This window comes from Pseudomonas quasicaspiana, assembly GCF_021147825.1.
Classification (GTDB): domain Bacteria; phylum Pseudomonadota; class Gammaproteobacteria; order Pseudomonadales; family Pseudomonadaceae; genus Aquipseudomonas; species Aquipseudomonas quasicaspiana.
Genome location: NZ_JAGTPI010000037.1, coordinates 1 through 16775 on the forward strand (window position 1 = coordinate 1; position 16775 = coordinate 16775).

14 protein-coding genes are annotated in these 16775 nt (G+C 56.7%); 7 read left to right on the forward strand and 7 right to left on the reverse strand.

Annotated features, from left to right (window positions below):
* Positions 1-351: 351 nt before the first annotated feature.
* The 6 genes from KDX30_RS19420 to KDX30_RS19445 all read left to right on the forward strand — a co-directional run bounded on the left by KDX30_RS19420 (position 352) and on the right by KDX30_RS19445 (position 6524).
* Positions 352-1212 (forward strand): ABC transporter substrate-binding protein, encoded by an 861-nt coding sequence (locus tag KDX30_RS19420; RefSeq protein ID WP_231677240.1) that lies wholly within the window; start codon positions 352-354, stop codon positions 1210-1212.
* Positions 1209-3137 (forward strand): response regulator, encoded by a 1929-nt coding sequence (locus tag KDX30_RS19425; protein WP_231677241.1) that lies wholly within the window; start codon positions 1209-1211, stop codon positions 3135-3137. Before KDX30_RS19420 ends, KDX30_RS19425 begins: the two co-directional genes overlap by 4 nt.
* Before the next feature lie 220 nt (positions 3138-3357).
* Positions 3358-3873, forward strand: a complete 516-nt coding sequence (fabA, locus tag KDX30_RS19430; protein ID WP_027898655.1) for a 3-hydroxyacyl-[acyl-carrier-protein] dehydratase FabA — start codon at positions 3358-3360, stop codon at positions 3871-3873.
* A gap of 11 nt (positions 3874-3884) precedes the next feature.
* Complete coding sequence (fabB, locus tag KDX30_RS19435; RefSeq protein WP_027898654.1) at positions 3885-5105, forward strand: beta-ketoacyl-ACP synthase I; 1221 nt, start codon at positions 3885-3887, stop codon at positions 5103-5105.
* Positions 5106-5244: 139 nt separating this feature from the next.
* Complete coding sequence (locus KDX30_RS19440) at positions 5245-5646, forward strand: OsmC family protein (RefSeq protein WP_231677242.1); 402 nt, start codon at positions 5245-5247, stop codon at positions 5644-5646.
* Positions 5647-5663: 17 nt separating this feature from the next.
* A complete protein-coding gene (locus KDX30_RS19445) occupies positions 5664-6524 on the forward strand; it encodes a pirin family protein (RefSeq protein WP_231677243.1) in 861 nt (286 codons plus the stop codon).
* Positions 6525-6823: 299 nt separating this feature from the next.
* Here KDX30_RS19445 and KDX30_RS19450 read toward each other — a convergent pair whose 3' ends face one another.
* The 3 genes from KDX30_RS19450 to KDX30_RS19460 form a co-directional block, all read right to left on the reverse strand.
* Entirely contained in the window at positions 6824-7555 is a 732-nt protein-coding gene (locus KDX30_RS19450) for a dienelactone hydrolase family protein (RefSeq protein ID WP_099270814.1), read from the reverse strand.
* 84 nt (positions 7556-7639) lie between these two features.
* The gene (gene htpG, locus KDX30_RS19455; RefSeq protein ID WP_027898650.1) at positions 7640-9544 is read right to left on the reverse strand and encodes a molecular chaperone HtpG; all 1905 of its coding nucleotides are present in this window, start codon (positions 9542-9544) and stop codon (positions 7640-7642) included.
* A gap of 169 nt (positions 9545-9713) precedes the next feature.
* The gene (locus KDX30_RS19460) at positions 9714-10046 is read right to left on the reverse strand and encodes a hypothetical protein (protein ID WP_231677244.1); all 333 of its coding nucleotides are present in this window, start codon (positions 10044-10046) and stop codon (positions 9714-9716) included.
* A gap of 89 nt (positions 10047-10135) precedes the next feature.
* Between KDX30_RS19460 and KDX30_RS19465 the strand changes: the two genes are divergently transcribed.
* Positions 10136-10393, forward strand: coding sequence for a hypothetical protein (locus tag KDX30_RS19465; protein WP_087267897.1), 258 nt, complete (start codon positions 10136-10138; stop codon positions 10391-10393).
* Positions 10394-10515: 122 nt separating this feature from the next.
* Here KDX30_RS19465 and brnQ read toward each other — a convergent pair whose 3' ends face one another.
* The 4 genes from brnQ to lpdA all read right to left on the reverse strand — a co-directional run bounded on the left by brnQ (position 10516) and on the right by lpdA (position 16715).
* A complete protein-coding gene (gene brnQ, locus KDX30_RS19470) occupies positions 10516-11829 on the reverse strand; it encodes a branched-chain amino acid transport system II carrier protein (RefSeq protein ID WP_231677245.1) in 1314 nt (437 codons plus the stop codon).
* A gap of 1210 nt (positions 11830-13039) precedes the next feature.
* Positions 13040-13924, reverse strand: a complete 885-nt coding sequence (gene sucD / locus KDX30_RS19475; RefSeq protein ID WP_027900900.1) for a succinate--CoA ligase subunit alpha — start codon at positions 13922-13924, stop codon at positions 13040-13042.
* Complete coding sequence (gene sucC, locus KDX30_RS19480; protein WP_032629164.1) at positions 13924-15090, reverse strand: ADP-forming succinate--CoA ligase subunit beta; 1167 nt, start codon at positions 15088-15090, stop codon at positions 13924-13926. The genes sucD and sucC overlap by 1 nt, the downstream gene beginning before the upstream one ends.
* A gap of 188 nt (positions 15091-15278) precedes the next feature.
* Positions 15279-16715, reverse strand: a complete 1437-nt coding sequence (gene lpdA, locus KDX30_RS19485) for a dihydrolipoyl dehydrogenase (RefSeq protein ID WP_027900898.1) — start codon at positions 16713-16715, stop codon at positions 15279-15281.
* Positions 16716-16775: the final 60 nt, after the last annotated feature.

Genomic DNA, 16775 nt, shown 5'->3' on the forward strand with positions numbered 1-16775 from the left:
CTCAGGCCATGGATGGCCGGTGGCGGCGGCCCCACGCAGCAATGTCGGATTACGGGCATGCCGAGCGACAGCGAGGCACCCAGTGGTGGGGCAAGAGCGCTTTGGTTACTTTCGCGCTCTTCGAAAGTGACGCGCTGTAAAAGCGCAACCAATATCAGCCGTTACCGCAATAACGGATATACACACAAAAACTACTACACCAAAAACCACCCAACCACACCCCGCGTGGCAATAACCCGTGTCTCGGTTAACATGCCGGGCATGAATAGAGCGGTAACCGGACGAACACGTATGGACACGCCTGTGGCTTTCTCGAGCAGACTTCTGCGCTGCACTGCAATCGCGGCACTCATGTGGGTGAACTGCGCCACGGCGTCCGCTGCCGATATTTTGCTGACCGCCGCCAGAACCAGCCCGGGCATCCAGAACTTTTTGACCGAGCTGAGCCAGCGTCGCCCGAACGACCAGATACGATTTATCGAAACCGACAAAATGCCGTCCCCCGGCAAAGTCAGCGAACACACCCGACTGGTGCTGCTGGACACCCCGAGCCTGGACTGGCGACTGAGCGACAGCGAAGGCCCGAGGACGCTGGTACTGCGCGTCAGTCGAATCCAGGCCCATGAACGACTGGGTGAAAAGCGCCCTCCTACGTTAAGCCTGCTGTGGAGCGATCCGCCGGTGACACGCCAACTGCTGCTGATCCGGCACCTGCTGCCCGAAGCCAGACAGATCGGCGTACTGTTCAATAATCGAAGCCAGTTCCTGCTAAAAGAATTGCGTCATGCGGCACTGGCCATGGGATTACGGGTGATATCCCAGCCGTGGACACCCAGTGCAGAAAACCAGTCACTGCAGAACCTGCTGATCCGCAGCGACGTATTGCTGGGACTTGATGACCCGGACCTGTACAACGCCAAAACCGCCAAGAACCTGTTGCTCAGCAGCTATGCTCATCAACAGGCACTGCTTGGCCCCAATGCATCATTTGTCAAAGCGGGCAGCCTGGCGAGTACTTACAGCGATGAAATAGATTGGCTGGACACCCTTGACGCGCTGCTCGACAAAACGCCCGAGCAATGGCCCCGGGCGCAGTATCCGCGACACTTCAAAGTCATGAGTAATCCACGCGTGGCCCAGTCCCTTGGCATTATCGCCATCGACGATGCAGCAGTGACCATCAGCCTGAGTCAGGCGGAGCGGCGCCCATGAAGGTTCGTCGTCACTGGGACATCAACACCCGCACACAGATGATCAGTCTCGGTCCCGCGCTACTGCTGACGCTGTTGCTGATCTGCTTCTTTACCTTCGTGCGCATTCAGGATCTGCGCCAGGAACTCAATCACACGGGGCAGTTGATCGCCAACCAGTTGGCACCCGCATCGGAATATGGCGTGATTGTCGGTAACGATGAAGTCCTCAAAAGCCTGATGCGCGCGACGCTATCGACGCCTCACGTGCGCTTTATCGAAGTTCAGGACAGCCTTAACAAGGTATTGGTGTATGTCGAGCAACCCGGTGGTCCTGGAACGCACCCCAAGCAGGTAGAGATATTTCAGGCGCCAATTCGCTCGCAGCAGATCAAGCTGGGCAAGGATTTCCTCGGCAACCATGATGACACCGTCAGCGCCGCTCAGGATTATTTGGGCCGGGTGCTGGTCGGTATGTCCAACGAAGCCTTCAGCGAGCGCCAGCAGGAAATCCTGCTCAAGGCCGGCATTCTTGCGCTGTTCGCATTGCTGTTCACGTTCATTCTCGCAAGACGCCTGGCCTCAAGCCTTTCGCAACCCATCAGTGCAATGGGCGAGGCGGTAAAAGCGATCCAGCAAGGCGATTACCGGACACCGTTGCCCGTACCTGACGACGCGGAGCTGGGTGATCTGGCGCGCCACATCAACAATCTTGCGGCGAACCTGGACAAGGCCAGCCGTGAACAGCAGCGCTTCATTGATCAATTGATTCAGGCCCGCGAAGAAGCGGAACGCGCCAACGGCGCAAAGTCGGACTTTCTGGCGATGATGAGCCACGAACTGCGCACGCCCATGAACGGTGTACTGGGCATGTTGCAGTTGATGGAAACAACGCAGATGACTGAAGAGCAGACCGAATACGCGGCGCTCGCCACCGAATCCACAGAGCATCTGTTACGAGTGATCAACGACATCCTGGACTTTTCCCGTTTCGAGCGGCAATCGCTGGAAATGGAAAACATAGCTTTCAATGTCGCGGATCTGGTCAGCACCTCGAGTCAGGCCTTCAGCCACGATGCGCAGCAACGCAATCTGTTACTGCAATTGCATATCCAGCCCGGGCTTGATCAGTTGCGGGTGCAAGGCGACCCGACCCGTATCCGGCAGATTCTGGTCAATCTGATCGGCAACGCGCTTAAATTTACCGAGCGAGGCAGCGTTGATATTGAGGCTGAATACGAATCGCTGGATGAGGGGCGCATTTTGTTCGCATGCCACGTGCGTGACAGCGGGATCGGTATTCATCACGACCGTCTGGAATCGATGTTCGACGCTTTTCAGCAAGCTGACAGCTCGATCTCCAGACGTTACGGAGGCACGGGACTAGGCCTGCCCATCGCTCGCACATTGGCCGAACGTATGGGCGGAACGCTGCGCGCGCAAAGCACAGAGGGGTCAGGTTCGCTGTTCAGCCTGGAAATCCCGATGGCCCTCGTGCGCGAAACCGTCGACGCGCCAGACAGCACTGAATCCGCAGTGGACACCGATGGTGAGCAACGTAACGTGTTGCTGGTCGAAGACAACGAGGTCAACTGCGCGGTGATTCGCGCCATGCTGCACAACCTCGGTTATCAGGTGGCCGTCGCCAGAGACGGCGCACAGGCAGTCAGCATGGCTGGCAGCGGACAATATGCAGCGATTTTCATGGATTGCCGACTGCCGGTCATGGACGGCTACGAAGCCACGCGCCACATTCGACAATTACCCGGCCTGAGTCAGGTACCGATCATCGCTCTGACCGCCAATGCGTTGCAGGGTGACCGCGACGCCTGTTTACAGGCGGGGATGAGCGACTACCTGGCGAAACCCTTCAAACGTACTGATTTACAGCAGGTTTTGCAGAAATGGATTCCCTTTCGGGCAACTGTGACTGGCGATAATTGTTAAATTGCGGCAGTCTTGTCCGCTAAATCGACCTTCGTGGTCGGCTGGATGGCAAATTTCAGTGCACAAGTGTACTTTCATTTCCCTTGTGCTGTGACTTTCACTACAACGCAATAGTCTATGAGTAGGCTGCCGGCAGACCCCTGGCGAGTCAGCCGGCCAGGACTGGCTTCCGGGTCACACGATACCCCGCCCTGCCGCACGAGATTATTGAGGAGCTCGCATGACCAAACAAAACGCCTTTACCCGGGAAGACTTGCTGCGCTGCAGTCGCGGTGAGCTATTCGGCCCAGGTAACGCGCAACTGCCCGCCCCTAACATGCTGATGGTCGATCGGATCACTCATATCAGCGAAGAGGGTGGCAAGTACGGCAAAGGTGAATTGGTCGCTGAGCTGGATATCAATCCGGACCTGTGGTTCTTCGCCTGTCACTTCGAAGGTGACCCGGTAATGCCGGGCTGCCTTGGCCTTGATGCCATGTGGCAGCTGGTTGGCTTTTTCCTCGGCTGGCAGGGTCTGCCAGGCCGTGGTCGCGCACTGGGTTCAGGAGAAGTAAAGTTCTTCGGCCAGGTCTTGCCGACCGCCAAAAAAGTCACCTATAACATCCAGATCAAACGCGTCCTCAAGGGCAAGCTGAACCTGGCCATCGCTGATGGTTCGGTCACTGTCGACGGTCGCGAAATCTACACCGCCGAAGGCCTTCGCGTCGGCGTATTCACCTCCACTGACAACTTCTAAGGGTTATCCGCATGCGCCGCGTCGTTATCACTGGTCTGGGCATCGTTTCGTGCCTGGGCAATGACAAAGAGACCGTCTCCGCCAACCTGCGTGCAAGCCGCCCTGGCATCCGTTTCAATCCGGAATATGCCGAAATGGGTCTGCGTAGCCAGGTTTCCGGCTCCATTGACCTCAACCTTGAAGAGCTGATCGATCGCAAGATCTTTCGCTTCGTGGGTCACGCGGCAGCTTATGCCTACCTGGCCATGAAAGACGCCATCACTGATTCGGGCCTCACCGAGGAGCAAGTCTCCAATCCGCGTACCGGCCTGATCGCTGGCAGCGGTGGTGCATCGACCCTGAACCAGATGGAAGCGCTGGATATCCTGCGCGAAAAAGGCGTCAAGCGCGTTGGCCCGTATCGCGTTACTCGGACCATGAGCAGCACGGTTTCCGCTTGTCTGGCTACGCCATTCAAGATCAAGGGCCTGAACTACTCCATCGCCTCTGCCTGCGCCACCAGTGCTCACTGCATTGGTACCGCCATGGAACAGATTCAGATGGGCAAGCAGGACATCGTGTTTGCCGGTGGTGGTGAAGAGGAGCACTGGAGCCAGTCGTTCCTGTTCGACGCCATGGGCGCACTGTCCAGCAAGCGCAACGATACCCCGGAACAGGCTTCCCGCGCTTACGACGCAGACCGTGATGGCTTCGTCATCGCTGGCGGTGGCGGCATGGTCGTTGTAGAAGAGCTGGAACATGCTCTGGCTCGCGGTGCCAAGATCTATGCTGAAATCGTGGGCTACGGCGCTACTTCCGACGGCTACGACATGGTCGCGCCGAGCGGCGAAGGTGCAATCCGCTGCATGCAGATGGCCCTGTCCACCGTTGAAGGCCCTATCGACTACCTGAACACTCACGGCACTTCGACTCCGGTCGGCGACGCCAAAGAGATGGAAGGCGTTCGTGAAGTGTTCGCTGGCAAGGCTCCGGCCATCAGCTCCACCAAGAGCTTGTCGGGTCACTCCTTGGGCGCCGCAGGCGTTCACGAAGCGATCTACTGCATGCTGATGATGGAAGGCAACTTCATCGCGGGTTCGGCCAACATCGACGAACTGGACCCGGTTGTCGCTGACATGCCGATCCTGCTCAAGACCCAGGAAGATGCAAAGATCGACCAGGTCATGAGCAACAGCTTCGGCTTCGGTGGCACCAACGCTACCCTGGTCATGAAGCGCTGGCAGGGCAAGTAATTCCGCCCTTGCTGTAGATACAGCTTCAGCTGTGTAAAAAGGCGCCTTTCGAGGCGCCTTTTTTATGAGCACCGATTTTATAGGCTGAGTAAACACTATGCGGGTAGGATATTTTCTTTTACCTACAGCCGAGGCCGCCATGTCTGTCATCGTCAGCACCGTTAGCCCTGACGGATTTCGCCACAAGATCGACATCAACCGGCAGCACGAAATATTCACTGACCTGCCTGTTGAGCTGGGTGGCGAAAACTCCGCGCCCTCCCCTCACGATTACTTCGATGCAGCACTGGCCTCGTGCAAGACACTGACCGTAAAGCTGTACGCGAAGCAGCATGACATCCCGTTGACTGGCGTCACCGTCAAGGTCGCTCACGACGACAGTGAGGAAAGACAGGCAAAGTACCGCCTGAACGTAGAACTCTCCCTGGAAGGGGCTCTCAGCGAACAACAGCGCACGGTATTGCACCGCATCGCGGATCGCTGCCCCGTCCATAAGCTGATGACCACCGCCGAGATCACTATCAACACCCAACTGGTCTGACTGCCGAGAACCGCCTGATGCTTACCATCAAACCCCGCGCCGAAGAAGTGGAAGGCCAGCCCATCCTGCGCCCCCTGCCCTCAGCCAGGTGCCGCAGTGTCGGCCCGTTTGTATTTTTCGATCACATGCTGGAAACGGAATATGCGCCGGGCAAAGGCATTGATATTCGCCAACACCCGCATATTGGCCTGTCGACGCTGACGTATCTGTTCGAGGGCCGCCTCCTGCACAAGGACAGCCTCGGCAGCGATCAGCAAGTGACACCAGGTGACGTCAGCTGGATGACCTCCGGCGCAGCCATCGCACACATCGAGCGCACGCCCGCCGACCTTATGTCCAGCGGCTCGCGCATGCACGGTCTACAGGTGTGGCTGGCTTCGCCCAAGCCACATGAGCAGGGCGAAGGTCATTACAGCCTTCACCCGGCCATCAGTCTGCCGGTGACTGACACCCCTGGTATTCAGATAAGGATGATTGCGGGGACCGGTTTCTGCCTGACCTCCCCGGTGCCGGTGCTGTCGCCGACGCTCTATGCCGAGCTGCACATGCAAAACGCGACGACTTTGCTCATCCCTGATGAACATGAAGAACGTGCGCTGTATGTGCTCAGCGGTGAAGCGTCAGTGGACGGCGAAGCAGTGGAAGCCAGAACATTGGTGGTTCTGGAGCCAGGCAAAGAAGTGAATCTGTGTGCGGAGAGTGAGTGTCACGCGGTGCTGATTGGCGGCGCACCACTGGATGGGCCACGGCGCATGAACTGGAATTTCGTCGCCAGTGATCAGGAACTGATCGAACAGGCAAGAACCCGCTGGGCAGCCGGAGACTGGCCGACAGTGCCTGGGGAGATTGGCAGGATTGAGTTGCCGCAGGCTAAGTGATCGGTAGGAGCGCCGTCGCTGGCAAGACGCCGCGCTGTCTCGCAGCAAACACAGAAACTGTAGGAGCGCACGAGCACCGCGAGGCCGCGATGGCGATGTATCAGAAAGGACGCTATCGCGGCCCAGCGGTGCTCGTCAGCGCCTACAGAAAAGCATTGCAAGCCAGGTAACTGCATTTTGTTTGCCAAGAGCGCGCTTGCCCGCAATGCAGTCGACGCGCAGTTTCAGGCAAACCGCGTCATCGTTCATCGCGAGCAAGCTCGGCTCCCACAGGGATCAATCAAGTCCGCAAGACCGTGTCAGCCTTTGAACACTTCATCCAGCAAGTTATGCATCGACACAAAGGCGCGCTTGGCGGTCTTTTCGTCGTACTGCATCATGCCCGGCGTTTGTGCGTGAGGGTCGGTGAACGAATGCACGGCCCCGCCGTAGCTCAGCAACTGCCAGTCCACACCCGCAGCATTCATTTCGGCTTCGAAAGCTGGCAATTGCTCTTTCGGCACCAATGGATCCGACGCACCGTGCAGTACCAGCACCGCACCCTTGATGTTTTTCGCATCAGCCGGGTTCGGCGTATCCAGCGTGCCGTGGAACGACACAGCTGCTTTCAGGTTAGCGCCGGTACGCGCCAGCTCAAGGGAGCAGCAACCGCCGAAGCAGAAACCGAAAGTAGCGACTTTATCAGCGTCAACCGGTGCGTCCGTCTGGGCCAGCAATTGATCCAGTGCAGCCTGCATACGCTTGCGCAGCAGTGCACGGTCATCCTTGAGCGGCATCATCGCGGCGCCAGCCTCATCGTTGTTCTGCGGGCGCGTACCTTGACCGTAAAGGTCGGCCAGGAACACTACATAACCCTGCTCTGCTACCGCCTGTGCAATTTTCTCGGCGCCTTCGGTTACACCCATCCAGTTTGGGGCCATCAACAGACCGGGACGTGACGAAGCGTCACCCGAGTCGAATACCAAACGGCTCTCGAAAGGTTGACCGTCGATCTGGTACACCACTGAACTCACGGAAACGTTGCTGCTCATCGTTGACTCCTCAAGTAATGAAAGACAAATGGGTGGAGCACAATCAGAAAACCCGCCGAAGCGGGTTTTCTTTGACTCGGAATATTAAACCGACAACTCGACCAATAACTTGTTCAGACGGCGCACGTAAGCCGCCGGGTCCTTCAAGCTATCACCGGCCGCCAGCGCAGCCTGATCGAACAGGATGTGCGACAGGTCACCAAAGCGCTCTTCACTCTGCTCGGCATCCAGCTTGCCGATCAGCGGATGCGCCGGGTTGAATTCGAAGATTGGCTTGGAGTCCGGAACCTTCTGCCCGCTGGCTTCGAGAATCTGACGCATCTGCAAGCCAAGGTCGGCCTCGCCAATGGCCAGGATCGCCGGAGAGTCGGTCAGACGATGAGAAACCCGAACTTCGCTGACAGATTCGCCCAGCGCCGCTTTCAAACGCTCGATCAGGCCTTCTTTATCCTTGGCGATTTCTTCCTGGGCTTTCTTGTCCTCTTCGGAATCAAGCTTGCCCAGATCCAGATCACCGCGTGCCACATCAACAAAACCTTTGCCATCGAAATCGCTGAGGTAGCTCATCAGCCACTCATCGATACGGTCGGTAAGCAGCAACACTTCGATGCCTTTCTTGCGGAAGACTTCAAGGTGCGGGCTGTTCTTGACCTGTGCGTAGGTTTCACCGGTGAGGTAGTAAATCTTGTCCTGACCTTCCTTGGCGCGAGCCAGGTATTCGGCCAGAGAAACGACTTGCTCGCCGCCCTCTTCGTGAGTCGAAGCGAAACGCAGCAGACCTGCAATTTTCTCTTTGTTGGCGAAGTCTTCTGCCGGTCCTTCTTTCATGACCTGACCGAAGTTTTTCCAGAAGCCTTTGTATTGCTCAGGCTCGTTTTTCGCCAGTTTTTCCAGCATGTCCAGGACACGCTTGGTCAACGCCGATTTCATTGAATCGATGATCGGGTCTTTCTGCAGAATTTCACGGGAAACGTTCAGGGACAGGTCATTGGAATCGACCACGCCTTTGACGAAGCGCATGTAAAGCGGCAGGAACGACTCAGCCTGATCCATGACGAACACGCGCTGGACGTACAGCTTCAGGCCACGCGGCGCTTCACGCTGATACAGGTCGAACGGCGCACGAGCAGGCACGTACAACAGCGAGGTGTATTCCAGCTTGCCTTCAACCTTGTTATGGCTCCAGCTCAGCGGGTTCTCGAAGTCGTGGGCGACGTGCTTGTAGAACTCCTGATACTCCTCGTCCTTCACCTCGGTGCGAGGACGGGTCCAGAGCGCGCTGGCGCGGTTGACGGTTTCCCACTCGAGAGCCGGAGCTTCTTCGCCTTCGGCAGCAGCGGATTCTTTCGGCAGCTCGATTGGCAACGCGATGTGGTCGGAGTATTTCTTGATGATGTTGCGCAGACGGTAGCCGTCCGCAAACTCGTCTTCACCGCTCTTCAGGTGCAGAACGATACGAGTACCGCGCTCGGCCTTCTCGACGTTGGCAACTTCAAACTCGCCTTCGCCTTTGGAAGACCAGTGCACGCCTTCGCTGGCAGGTGTGCCAGCGCGACGGCTGAATACTTCAACCTGATCGGCAACGATGAAGGCCGAATAGAAGCCCACACCGAACTGACCGATCAAGTGCGAATCTTTTTTCTGATCGCCAGACAGGTTTTTCATGAAATCGGCGGTGCCGGACTTGGCGATGGTCCCCAGGTGGGTGATCACATCGTCACGGTTCATACCGATACCGTTGTCTTCCAGCGTGACGGTTTTCGCTTCCTTGTCGAAGCTCACGCGAATTTTCAGCTCAGCGCCGCCTTCGAGCAGGTCCGGTTTGGACAGTGCTTCGAAGCGCAGTTTATCGACGGCGTCAGAGGCGTTAGAGATCAACTCGCGAAGGAAGATTTCCTTGTTGGAATACAGCGAGTGGATCATGAGGTGCAGCAGCTGCTTTACCTCGGTCTGGAAGCCCAGGGTTTCCTTTTGAGTTTCCACACTCATGGTCATCAAACTCCAATCAGATGGCATAAGCCGCCAGACACAAGCCGGAACCGGTGTCTGGCGGCGGGTTGTCATCAAAGTGGGGGCTGGGTCTCGGATTTCAAGGGCTTACCCGATTCGATCGACAAGTCGTCAATTTTCAAATGCGCTCGCACCGTGACAACCAGCTCTACAGCAAGGGCGCGCAGTGACCGCGACATTCGTCATCCGCATCAATGGGGAGCGCGCGCACAGGGAAGACAATTGCACTTGAGACAGGCGCGCATAACCCCAGCATCGGCCCACCTATGATTTTCTCGGAATAAGCCAGCGCCCGCGTGATGCCATTTGTGTACACACCGATTAACAGCAATACAGACGCCTGACAGTGGCCAATCCAGAAAGAAAAAACGCTGACACGCTCAAACACGGGGCTTTCACCCATCAGGCTCACAACCTCTTTCATATTTTCATCAAAAGTTAATGTGATATCCCGCAGCCCGCGTGATTGTGCGCCTGGCATACACATCCAACTCGCGAAAAAAGAGTTGGAACTTAACTTAATCCGCAAGGCTCTTAGGCTCGTAGATATTCAATAAGGAGAAACACCCCATGCGCAATACTTTAGCTTATGCCTTGATGCTCTCTGCCACCTTGGGCCTTGCCGCTTGCGACAAGAAATCCGAGAACACTCAACAAGATGCGAACAAAGCCGCTCAAGAATCTCAAGAGTCCATGCAAAAGGCTCAGGACAAAGTGAACGACGCGGCCAAAGAAAGTCAGGAAGCCGCTCAGAAGAATGCCGAGGCGGACGCACAGCGCGCCCAGGAAGCTGGCAAGACGACTCAAGATCCAGCGACTACCAAGTAAGCCGAAAAGTTTCCCCGACTTTTCATATAATAAAGCCCGCCATGAGCGGGCTTTATTAGTTACGAGTTTAATACACTCGCCGGTCGATATTTTTCTGAACGTTTATCACACGCCATTAAACATCAGGCCAACGCGTCGTTGCGCTTGCCGATAATCCGGTCACAGACAAATGCTACGCACAGAACAATTACGGCCGGGATCAGCCAGGCCAACCCCTGATCGCTAAGGGGCAAGTTGCTCAAGGCATGAGGCAGGTAATCTTTGAAACCGGCGCCTTTGATCGCATCAATCAGACCGAACACAAACGCCACCAGCATCACCGGCGCGACGATACGAGCCTGGGAATACCAGAAGTTTTTGCAGAAACTCAGCGCGACCAGAACGATGCAGGGCGGATAGATCGCCGTCAGTACCGGAATCGAGAACAGAATCAGTTTGGTCAGACCCAGATTGGAAACCAGCAACGAGAACGCTGCCAGAATTATCACCAGGGTTTTGTACGACAATGGCAGTACCTTGGCGAAATACTCGGCACAGGCGCACGTCAGGCCCACGGCGGTGACCAGACAGGCCAGCGAGATAAGCACCGCAAGGAAACCGCTCCCCAGCGAACCGAAGGTATGCTGCACGTAGGCATGCAACACCGCCGCGCCGTTACTCGCTCCTGCTGCAACGGCATGGCTGCCAGAACCCAGACGGAACAGACTGATGTAAACCAGTGCCAGCCCTACCCCGGCAATCAAACCGGCAATGATCGCGTAACGGGTAATCAGACGTGGCGACTCGACGCCTCTTGAGCGAATGGCGTTGACGATGACAATGCCGAACACCAGTGCACCCAGGGTATCCATGGTCAGGTAGCCATTGATAAAGCCTTGGGAAAACGGTGCTGCGACATAGGCGGGCTCAGCGACACCGATGTCTCCTGCGGGCAGTGCGAAAGCTGCAATCCCAAGCACCGCCAACGCGATTATTTTGAGCGGTGCAAGGAAGCGCCCTACTGTGTCCAGCAATCGACCTGGGTAAAACGACACCCACAGCACAATCAGGAAATACACGAGGCTGTAGAGAAACAACGCTGTGGCACTGTCTCCAGTCAGCGGCGCGAGCCCGACTTCGAACGATACAGTCGCGGTGCGCGGTGTTGCGAACAGTGGCCCTACTGACAGATAGCAAACTGCAGCGAGGATACTGCCAGCGACTTTGCCGATAGGGCTGCTGAGCGCATCCATTGCGCCACCGACCTTGGCCAGCGCGATGACGGTGACGACGGGCAGACCGACTGCCGTGACCAGAAAGCCTAACGCGGCCATCCACACATTCGGCCCGGCCTGCAGGCCTACGATGGGTGGGAAGATGATGTTGCCAGCCCCTACGAACAGGGCAAACGTCATGAAACCCAGTGCCAGGATGTCCTGACCTTTCAACACTTTCATTGAGAAAACCACACTTCAGAATCGGAATTGGAGGGCGACTTCCCGTTGAGTGGGGGAAATTCATGCCGGTCCTTTTAGGACGAGCCGCTGTGCGGCGGCTCCTTGTGAGACCCGCGATGCACAAAATGGCGGCTAGCCTAACCAATTTGCGTGTTTATTGCACTAATAGAGGGCGAAGCGGCCGATGAACGCACGGTTGGGGGTCGAAGTGTCGACATCAATTTCTGTGTCGGGATTTTTGTGTACATATCCGTTACCGCTTTGACGGCTGATATTGGTTGCGCCCTTACGGCGCGTCACTTTTGGGGCCCAAAAGTAACCAAAAGGCTTTTACCCCACCACTTGGCACCTCGCTGTCGCTCGGTGTACCCGCCCGCAGATCCTGAACCGTGGGCCGCCGCAACGGGCCATCCATGGCCCAATGCGGCTAACCCGGCGTCCTGCCGGGTTGCCCACGGTTCAGAATCTGCGTTCGGCCAGCGTGGTTTAAAGGGGCGCCTCAGATCAACATCAAAAGCGCGGCGGCCTGACAGCCGACCTGGAGGTATGAACTTACCGATCTTCTGTAGGAGCTGCCGAAGGCTGCGAAGCGGAGTGTCTGGCAAGGAATGCGTTGGCTGTGATGACGTCTCGCGAACAAGTTCGCTCCTACCCAGACTGTGTGAAAACTACTGCGCTCGGCAATACTGCGTTAAAAACAGGCGAAAAATGCTCATTTAGAACACCTAGACTCCGCTTTTTCGCCTGTTTTTGCCTTGTCTTGCCGTCGCTCGCTACGTTTTCACACAGTCTGTACCGGTCCGGGATGCTATCGCTGTTTTCGCTTTGCTTTTGATCTGCTTTTGATCTTAAGCGCCCCGTTAAACCAAGCTGGCCGGAATTCGACATTGCGGCGTGGGGCAAACCGGCAGGGATGCCGGTTTAGCCGCCTCAGGCCATGGATGGCCGGTGGCGGCGGCCCCACGCCGAAATGTCGGATTACGGGTATGCCGAGCGACAGCGAGGGACCAAGTGGTGGGGCACAGACCTTTTGGTTACTTTTGGGGCGTTTGCCAAAAGTGACCCGCCGTAAGGGCGGAACCAATATCAGCCGTGACCACAATAACGGATATGTACGCAACCTCCCGGGATGATATTCGCCCACTCCACAACGCACAAAGGCCACCCGAAGGTGGCCTTTGTGTAGTCGGTCAATCAAATAAGCAGATGCTTATTTTTTGACTTCCCAACCAGTCAGCTCAGCCAAAGCCTTGCCGATATCTGCCAGCGAACGCACGGTTTTAACACCTGCGTCTTGCAGCGCAGCGAATTTCTCGTCTGCAGTGCCTTTGCCGCCAGAAATGATTGCGCCAGCATGGCCCATGCGCTTGCCCGGAGGAGCAGTCACACCAGCGATGTAGGAAACAACCGGCTTGGTCACGTGTGCCTTGATGTAGGCAGCCGCTTCTTCTTCAGCTGAACCGCCGATCTCACCGATCATCACGATCGCTTCGGTCTTCGGGTCTTCCTGGAACAGCTTCAGGATGTCGATGAAGTTGGAGCCAGGGATCGGGTCACCACCGATACCAACACAGGTCGACTGACCGAAACCGGCGTCAGTGGTCTGCTTAACAGCTTCGTAAGTCAGGGTGCCGGAACGCGACACGATGCCTACTTTGCCTGGCAAGTGAATGTGACCTGGCATGATGCCGATCTTGCACTCGCCCGGAGTGATAACGCCTGGGCAGTTAGGACCGATCAGGACCACACCCAGCTCGTCACACTTGACCTTGGCTTCCAGCATGTCGATGGTCGGAATGCCTTCGGTGATGCAGACGATCAGCTTGATGCCGCCGAACGCTGCTTCAAGGATGGAGTCTTTGCAGAACGGTGCTGGAACGTAGATCACCGAAGCAGTTGCGCCGGTTTTGTCTACTGCTTCTTGCACAGTGTTGAACACTGGCAGGTTCAGGTGAGTGGTGCCACCTTTGCCTGGAGTCACGCCGCCAACCATTTTGGTGCCGTAGGCAATGGCTTGCTCGGAGTGGAAAGTACCCTGCGAACCAGTGAAGCCCTGGCAGATTACTTTGGTGTCTTTATTGATCAGGACGCTCATTACTTGCCCTCCGCAGCTTTGACAACTTGTTGAGCAGCGTCGGTCAGGCTGGTAGCCGCGATGATGTTCAAACCGCTTTCTGCCAGTACTTTAGCGCCCAGTTCAGCGTTGTTACCTTCAAGGCGAACAACAACCGGGATTTTCACGCCGACTTCTTTCACTGCACCGATGATGCCTTCGGCAATCATGTCGCAACGAACGATGCCGCCGAAGATGTTGACCAGAACTGCAGCGACGTTGGTGTCGGACAGAATGATCTTGAACGCTTCGGTAACGCGTTCCTTGGTTGCACCACCGCCTACGTCGAGGAAGTTGGCTGGCTTGCCGCCATGCAGGTTGACGATGTCCATGGTACCCATGGCCAGGCCAGCACCGTTGACCATGCAGCCGATGTTACCTTCCAGTGCCACGTAGTTCAGTTCGAACTTGGCAGCGTGGGCTTCGCGCGGATCATCTTGCGATGGATCGTGGAAAGCCTTCAGCTTTGGCTGACGGTACATAGCGTTGGCGTCGATGTTGATCTTGGCGTCGAGGCAGTGCAGATCGCCGTCAGCCTTGATGACCAGCGGGTTCACTTCCAGCAGGGCCAGGTCGTGGTCCTGGAACAGCTTGGCCAGACCGGTGAAGATCTTGGCGAACTGGGAAACCTGCTTGCCTTCCAGACCCAGCTGGAATGCCAGATCGCGACCCTGGAATGGCTGAGCGCCAACCAGTGGATCGATCGTGGCCTTGAGGATTTTCTCAGGAGTGTCGTGAGCAATCTTCTCGATGTCCACGCCACCTTCGGTGGAAGCCATGAACACGATACGACGGCTGGAACGATCCACTACAGCGCCGAGATACAGCTCTTTAGCGATGTCGGTGCAGGATTCAACCAGGATCTTGGTCACTGGCTGACCGTTGGCGTCAGTCTGGTAAGTTACCAGACGCTTGCCCAACCATTGCTGGGCGAACGCTGCAGCGTCTTCTTTGCTGCGAACCAGCTTTACGCCGCCCGCTTTACCGCGACCACCCGCGTGAACCTGGGCTTTGACAACCCACTCGGTCCCGCCAATTTTATCGCAAGCTTCTGCTGCTGCTTCCGGGGTGTCTACTGCGTAGCCTTTGGATACTGGCAGACCGTACTCAGCGAACAGCTGCTTACCCTGATACTCGTGAAGATTCATGCTTATTACCGTCTTCGTTAGGTACTGCGCATTCGGTGCTGCACGTCTGGCGTGCCGCACCACCTGTGACCGATACCCCGGGCAATCCCTTCAGGGAGAGTCCGGAGGTCGAGTCCGGCGGACATTCCGCGGTGAGTCTTGCTCGCAAGGCTCACGACGGGCAGTCCGTCGTGGTTTCTCTTGTTGTCTTAACGCTTTTTGCGGTTCTGGATGTGGATGGCACCGCCATTCACGGCCAGAGCAGCTTCATGCAATGCTTCGGAAAGCGTCGGATGGGAGAAGACCATCATGCCGATGTCTTCGGCACTGCTGCCGAATTCCATCGCGATCGCGCCCTGCTGTACCAGCTCGGCAGCGCTAGGACCAATAACGTGAACGCCCAGAACACGGTCAGTCTTGGCGTCGGCAATGATCTTGACGAAGCCGCCCGTGTCGTTGGCTGCCATGGCACGGCCGCTGGCTGCGAACGGGAAGGTGCCGACGTTAACTTCAACGCCTTCGCTCTTCAAGGTCTGTTCGGTTTTACCCACCCATGCGATTTCCGGGTGCGTATAGATGACCGAAGGAATCAGATTGTAGTTCATCTGAGCCTTATGGCCCTTGATGCGCTCGACAACCATGATGCCCTCTTCAGAAGCCTTGTGGGCCAGCATCAGACCACGAACCACGTCGCCGATGGCGTAAACGCCAGGAACGCTGGTGGTGCAGTAGTCATCAACGTAGATGAAACCACGCTCATCCAGGTCCACGCCGCTGTCGGAAGCGAGCAGATCAGTCGTCACAGGACGACGACCAACGGCCACGATCAGGCGGTCGAAAGTGATCGACTGCTCGCCCGCTGCGTCGGTGTAGCTGACCACAACTTCTTCGCCTTCGACTTTCGAACCGGTGACGCGAGCGCCCAGCTTGATGTCCAGGCCTTGCTTGGTGAAGGTCTTCAGGGCTTCTTTGGAAACAGCTTCGTCAGCGGCAGGGATGAATTTCTCCAGCGCTTCCAGAACAGTAACCTGAGCCCCCAGACGAGCCCATACGGAACCCAGTTCCAGGCCGATAACGCCAGCGCCGATCACGCCCAGACGTTGTGGAACCTGTTGGAATTCCAGAGCGCCAGTCGAATCAACGATGACTTTCTGATCGACCGGAGCCGGTGGAATGTCAATCGGACGCGAACCGGAAGCCAGGATCACGTGATCCGCTTCGATGATTTCAACAGTGCCATCAGCAGCGGTCAGCTCGACTTTCTTGCCGGCCAGCAGTTTGCCGTGGCCTTGCAGAGTGGTCACGCCATTGGCTTTGAACAGGCTGGCAACGCCGCCGGTCAGGCCTTTGACGATGTTGGCTTTGCGGCCGACCATGGCCGGTACGTCCATGCTGACTTCGGAAGTCGAAATACCATGGATCGAGAAGCCATTTTTGGCTTCGTAGAACTTCCAGGAGCTGTCCAGCAGCGCCTTGGACGGAATGCAACCCACGTTCAGGCAAGTACCGCCAAGGGCCAGCTTGCCCTCCTTGTCCTGATACTTCTCGATGCAGGCAGTCTTGAGACCAAGTTGCGCAGCCTTGATGGCGGCAACATAACCGCCAGGGCCTGCGCCAATCACTACCACGTCGAATTTCTGGGACATAACAAAGAGTTCCTCTTTAGCTGCGAGCTTTAAGCTACAGGCTGCAAGCTGGCCTGTGAT

What these genes read in the sequence shown, in the direction of transcription:
- KDX30_RS19420 (WP_231677240.1), top strand. Translation starts at nt 352, where the DNA reads ATGTGGGTGAACTGCGCCACGGCGTCCGCTGCCGATATTTTGCTGACC.
- KDX30_RS19425 (WP_231677241.1), top strand. Translation starts at nt 1,209, where the DNA reads ATGAAGGTTCGTCGTCACTGGGACATCAACACCCGCACACAGATGATC.
- fabA (WP_027898655.1), top strand. Translation starts at nt 3,358, where the DNA reads ATGACCAAACAAAACGCCTTTACCCGGGAAGACTTGCTGCGCTGCAGT.
- fabB (WP_027898654.1), top strand. Translation starts at nt 3,885, where the DNA reads ATGCGCCGCGTCGTTATCACTGGTCTGGGCATCGTTTCGTGCCTGGGC.
- KDX30_RS19440 (WP_231677242.1), top strand. Translation starts at nt 5,245, where the DNA reads ATGTCTGTCATCGTCAGCACCGTTAGCCCTGACGGATTTCGCCACAAG.
- KDX30_RS19445 (WP_231677243.1), top strand. Translation starts at nt 5,664, where the DNA reads ATGCTTACCATCAAACCCCGCGCCGAAGAAGTGGAAGGCCAGCCCATC.
- KDX30_RS19450 (WP_099270814.1), bottom strand. Translation starts at nt 7,555, where the DNA reads ATGAGCAGCAACGTTTCCGTGAGTTCAGTGGTGTACCAGATCGACGGT.
- htpG (WP_027898650.1), bottom strand. Translation starts at nt 9,544, where the DNA reads ATGAGTGTGGAAACTCAAAAGGAAACCCTGGGCTTCCAGACCGAGGTA.
- KDX30_RS19460 (WP_231677244.1), bottom strand. Translation starts at nt 10,046, where the DNA reads ATGCCAGGCGCACAATCACGCGGGCTGCGGGATATCACATTAACTTTT.
- KDX30_RS19465 (WP_087267897.1), top strand. Translation starts at nt 10,136, where the DNA reads ATGCGCAATACTTTAGCTTATGCCTTGATGCTCTCTGCCACCTTGGGC.
- brnQ (WP_231677245.1), bottom strand. Translation starts at nt 11,829, where the DNA reads ATGAAAGTGTTGAAAGGTCAGGACATCCTGGCACTGGGTTTCATGACG.
- sucD (WP_027900900.1), bottom strand. Translation starts at nt 13,924, where the DNA reads ATGAGCGTCCTGATCAATAAAGACACCAAAGTAATCTGCCAGGGCTTC.
- sucC (WP_032629164.1), bottom strand. Translation starts at nt 15,090, where the DNA reads ATGAATCTTCACGAGTATCAGGGTAAGCAGCTGTTCGCTGAGTACGGT.
- lpdA (WP_027900898.1), bottom strand. Translation starts at nt 16,715, where the DNA reads ATGTCCCAGAAATTCGACGTGGTAGTGATTGGCGCAGGCCCTGGCGGT.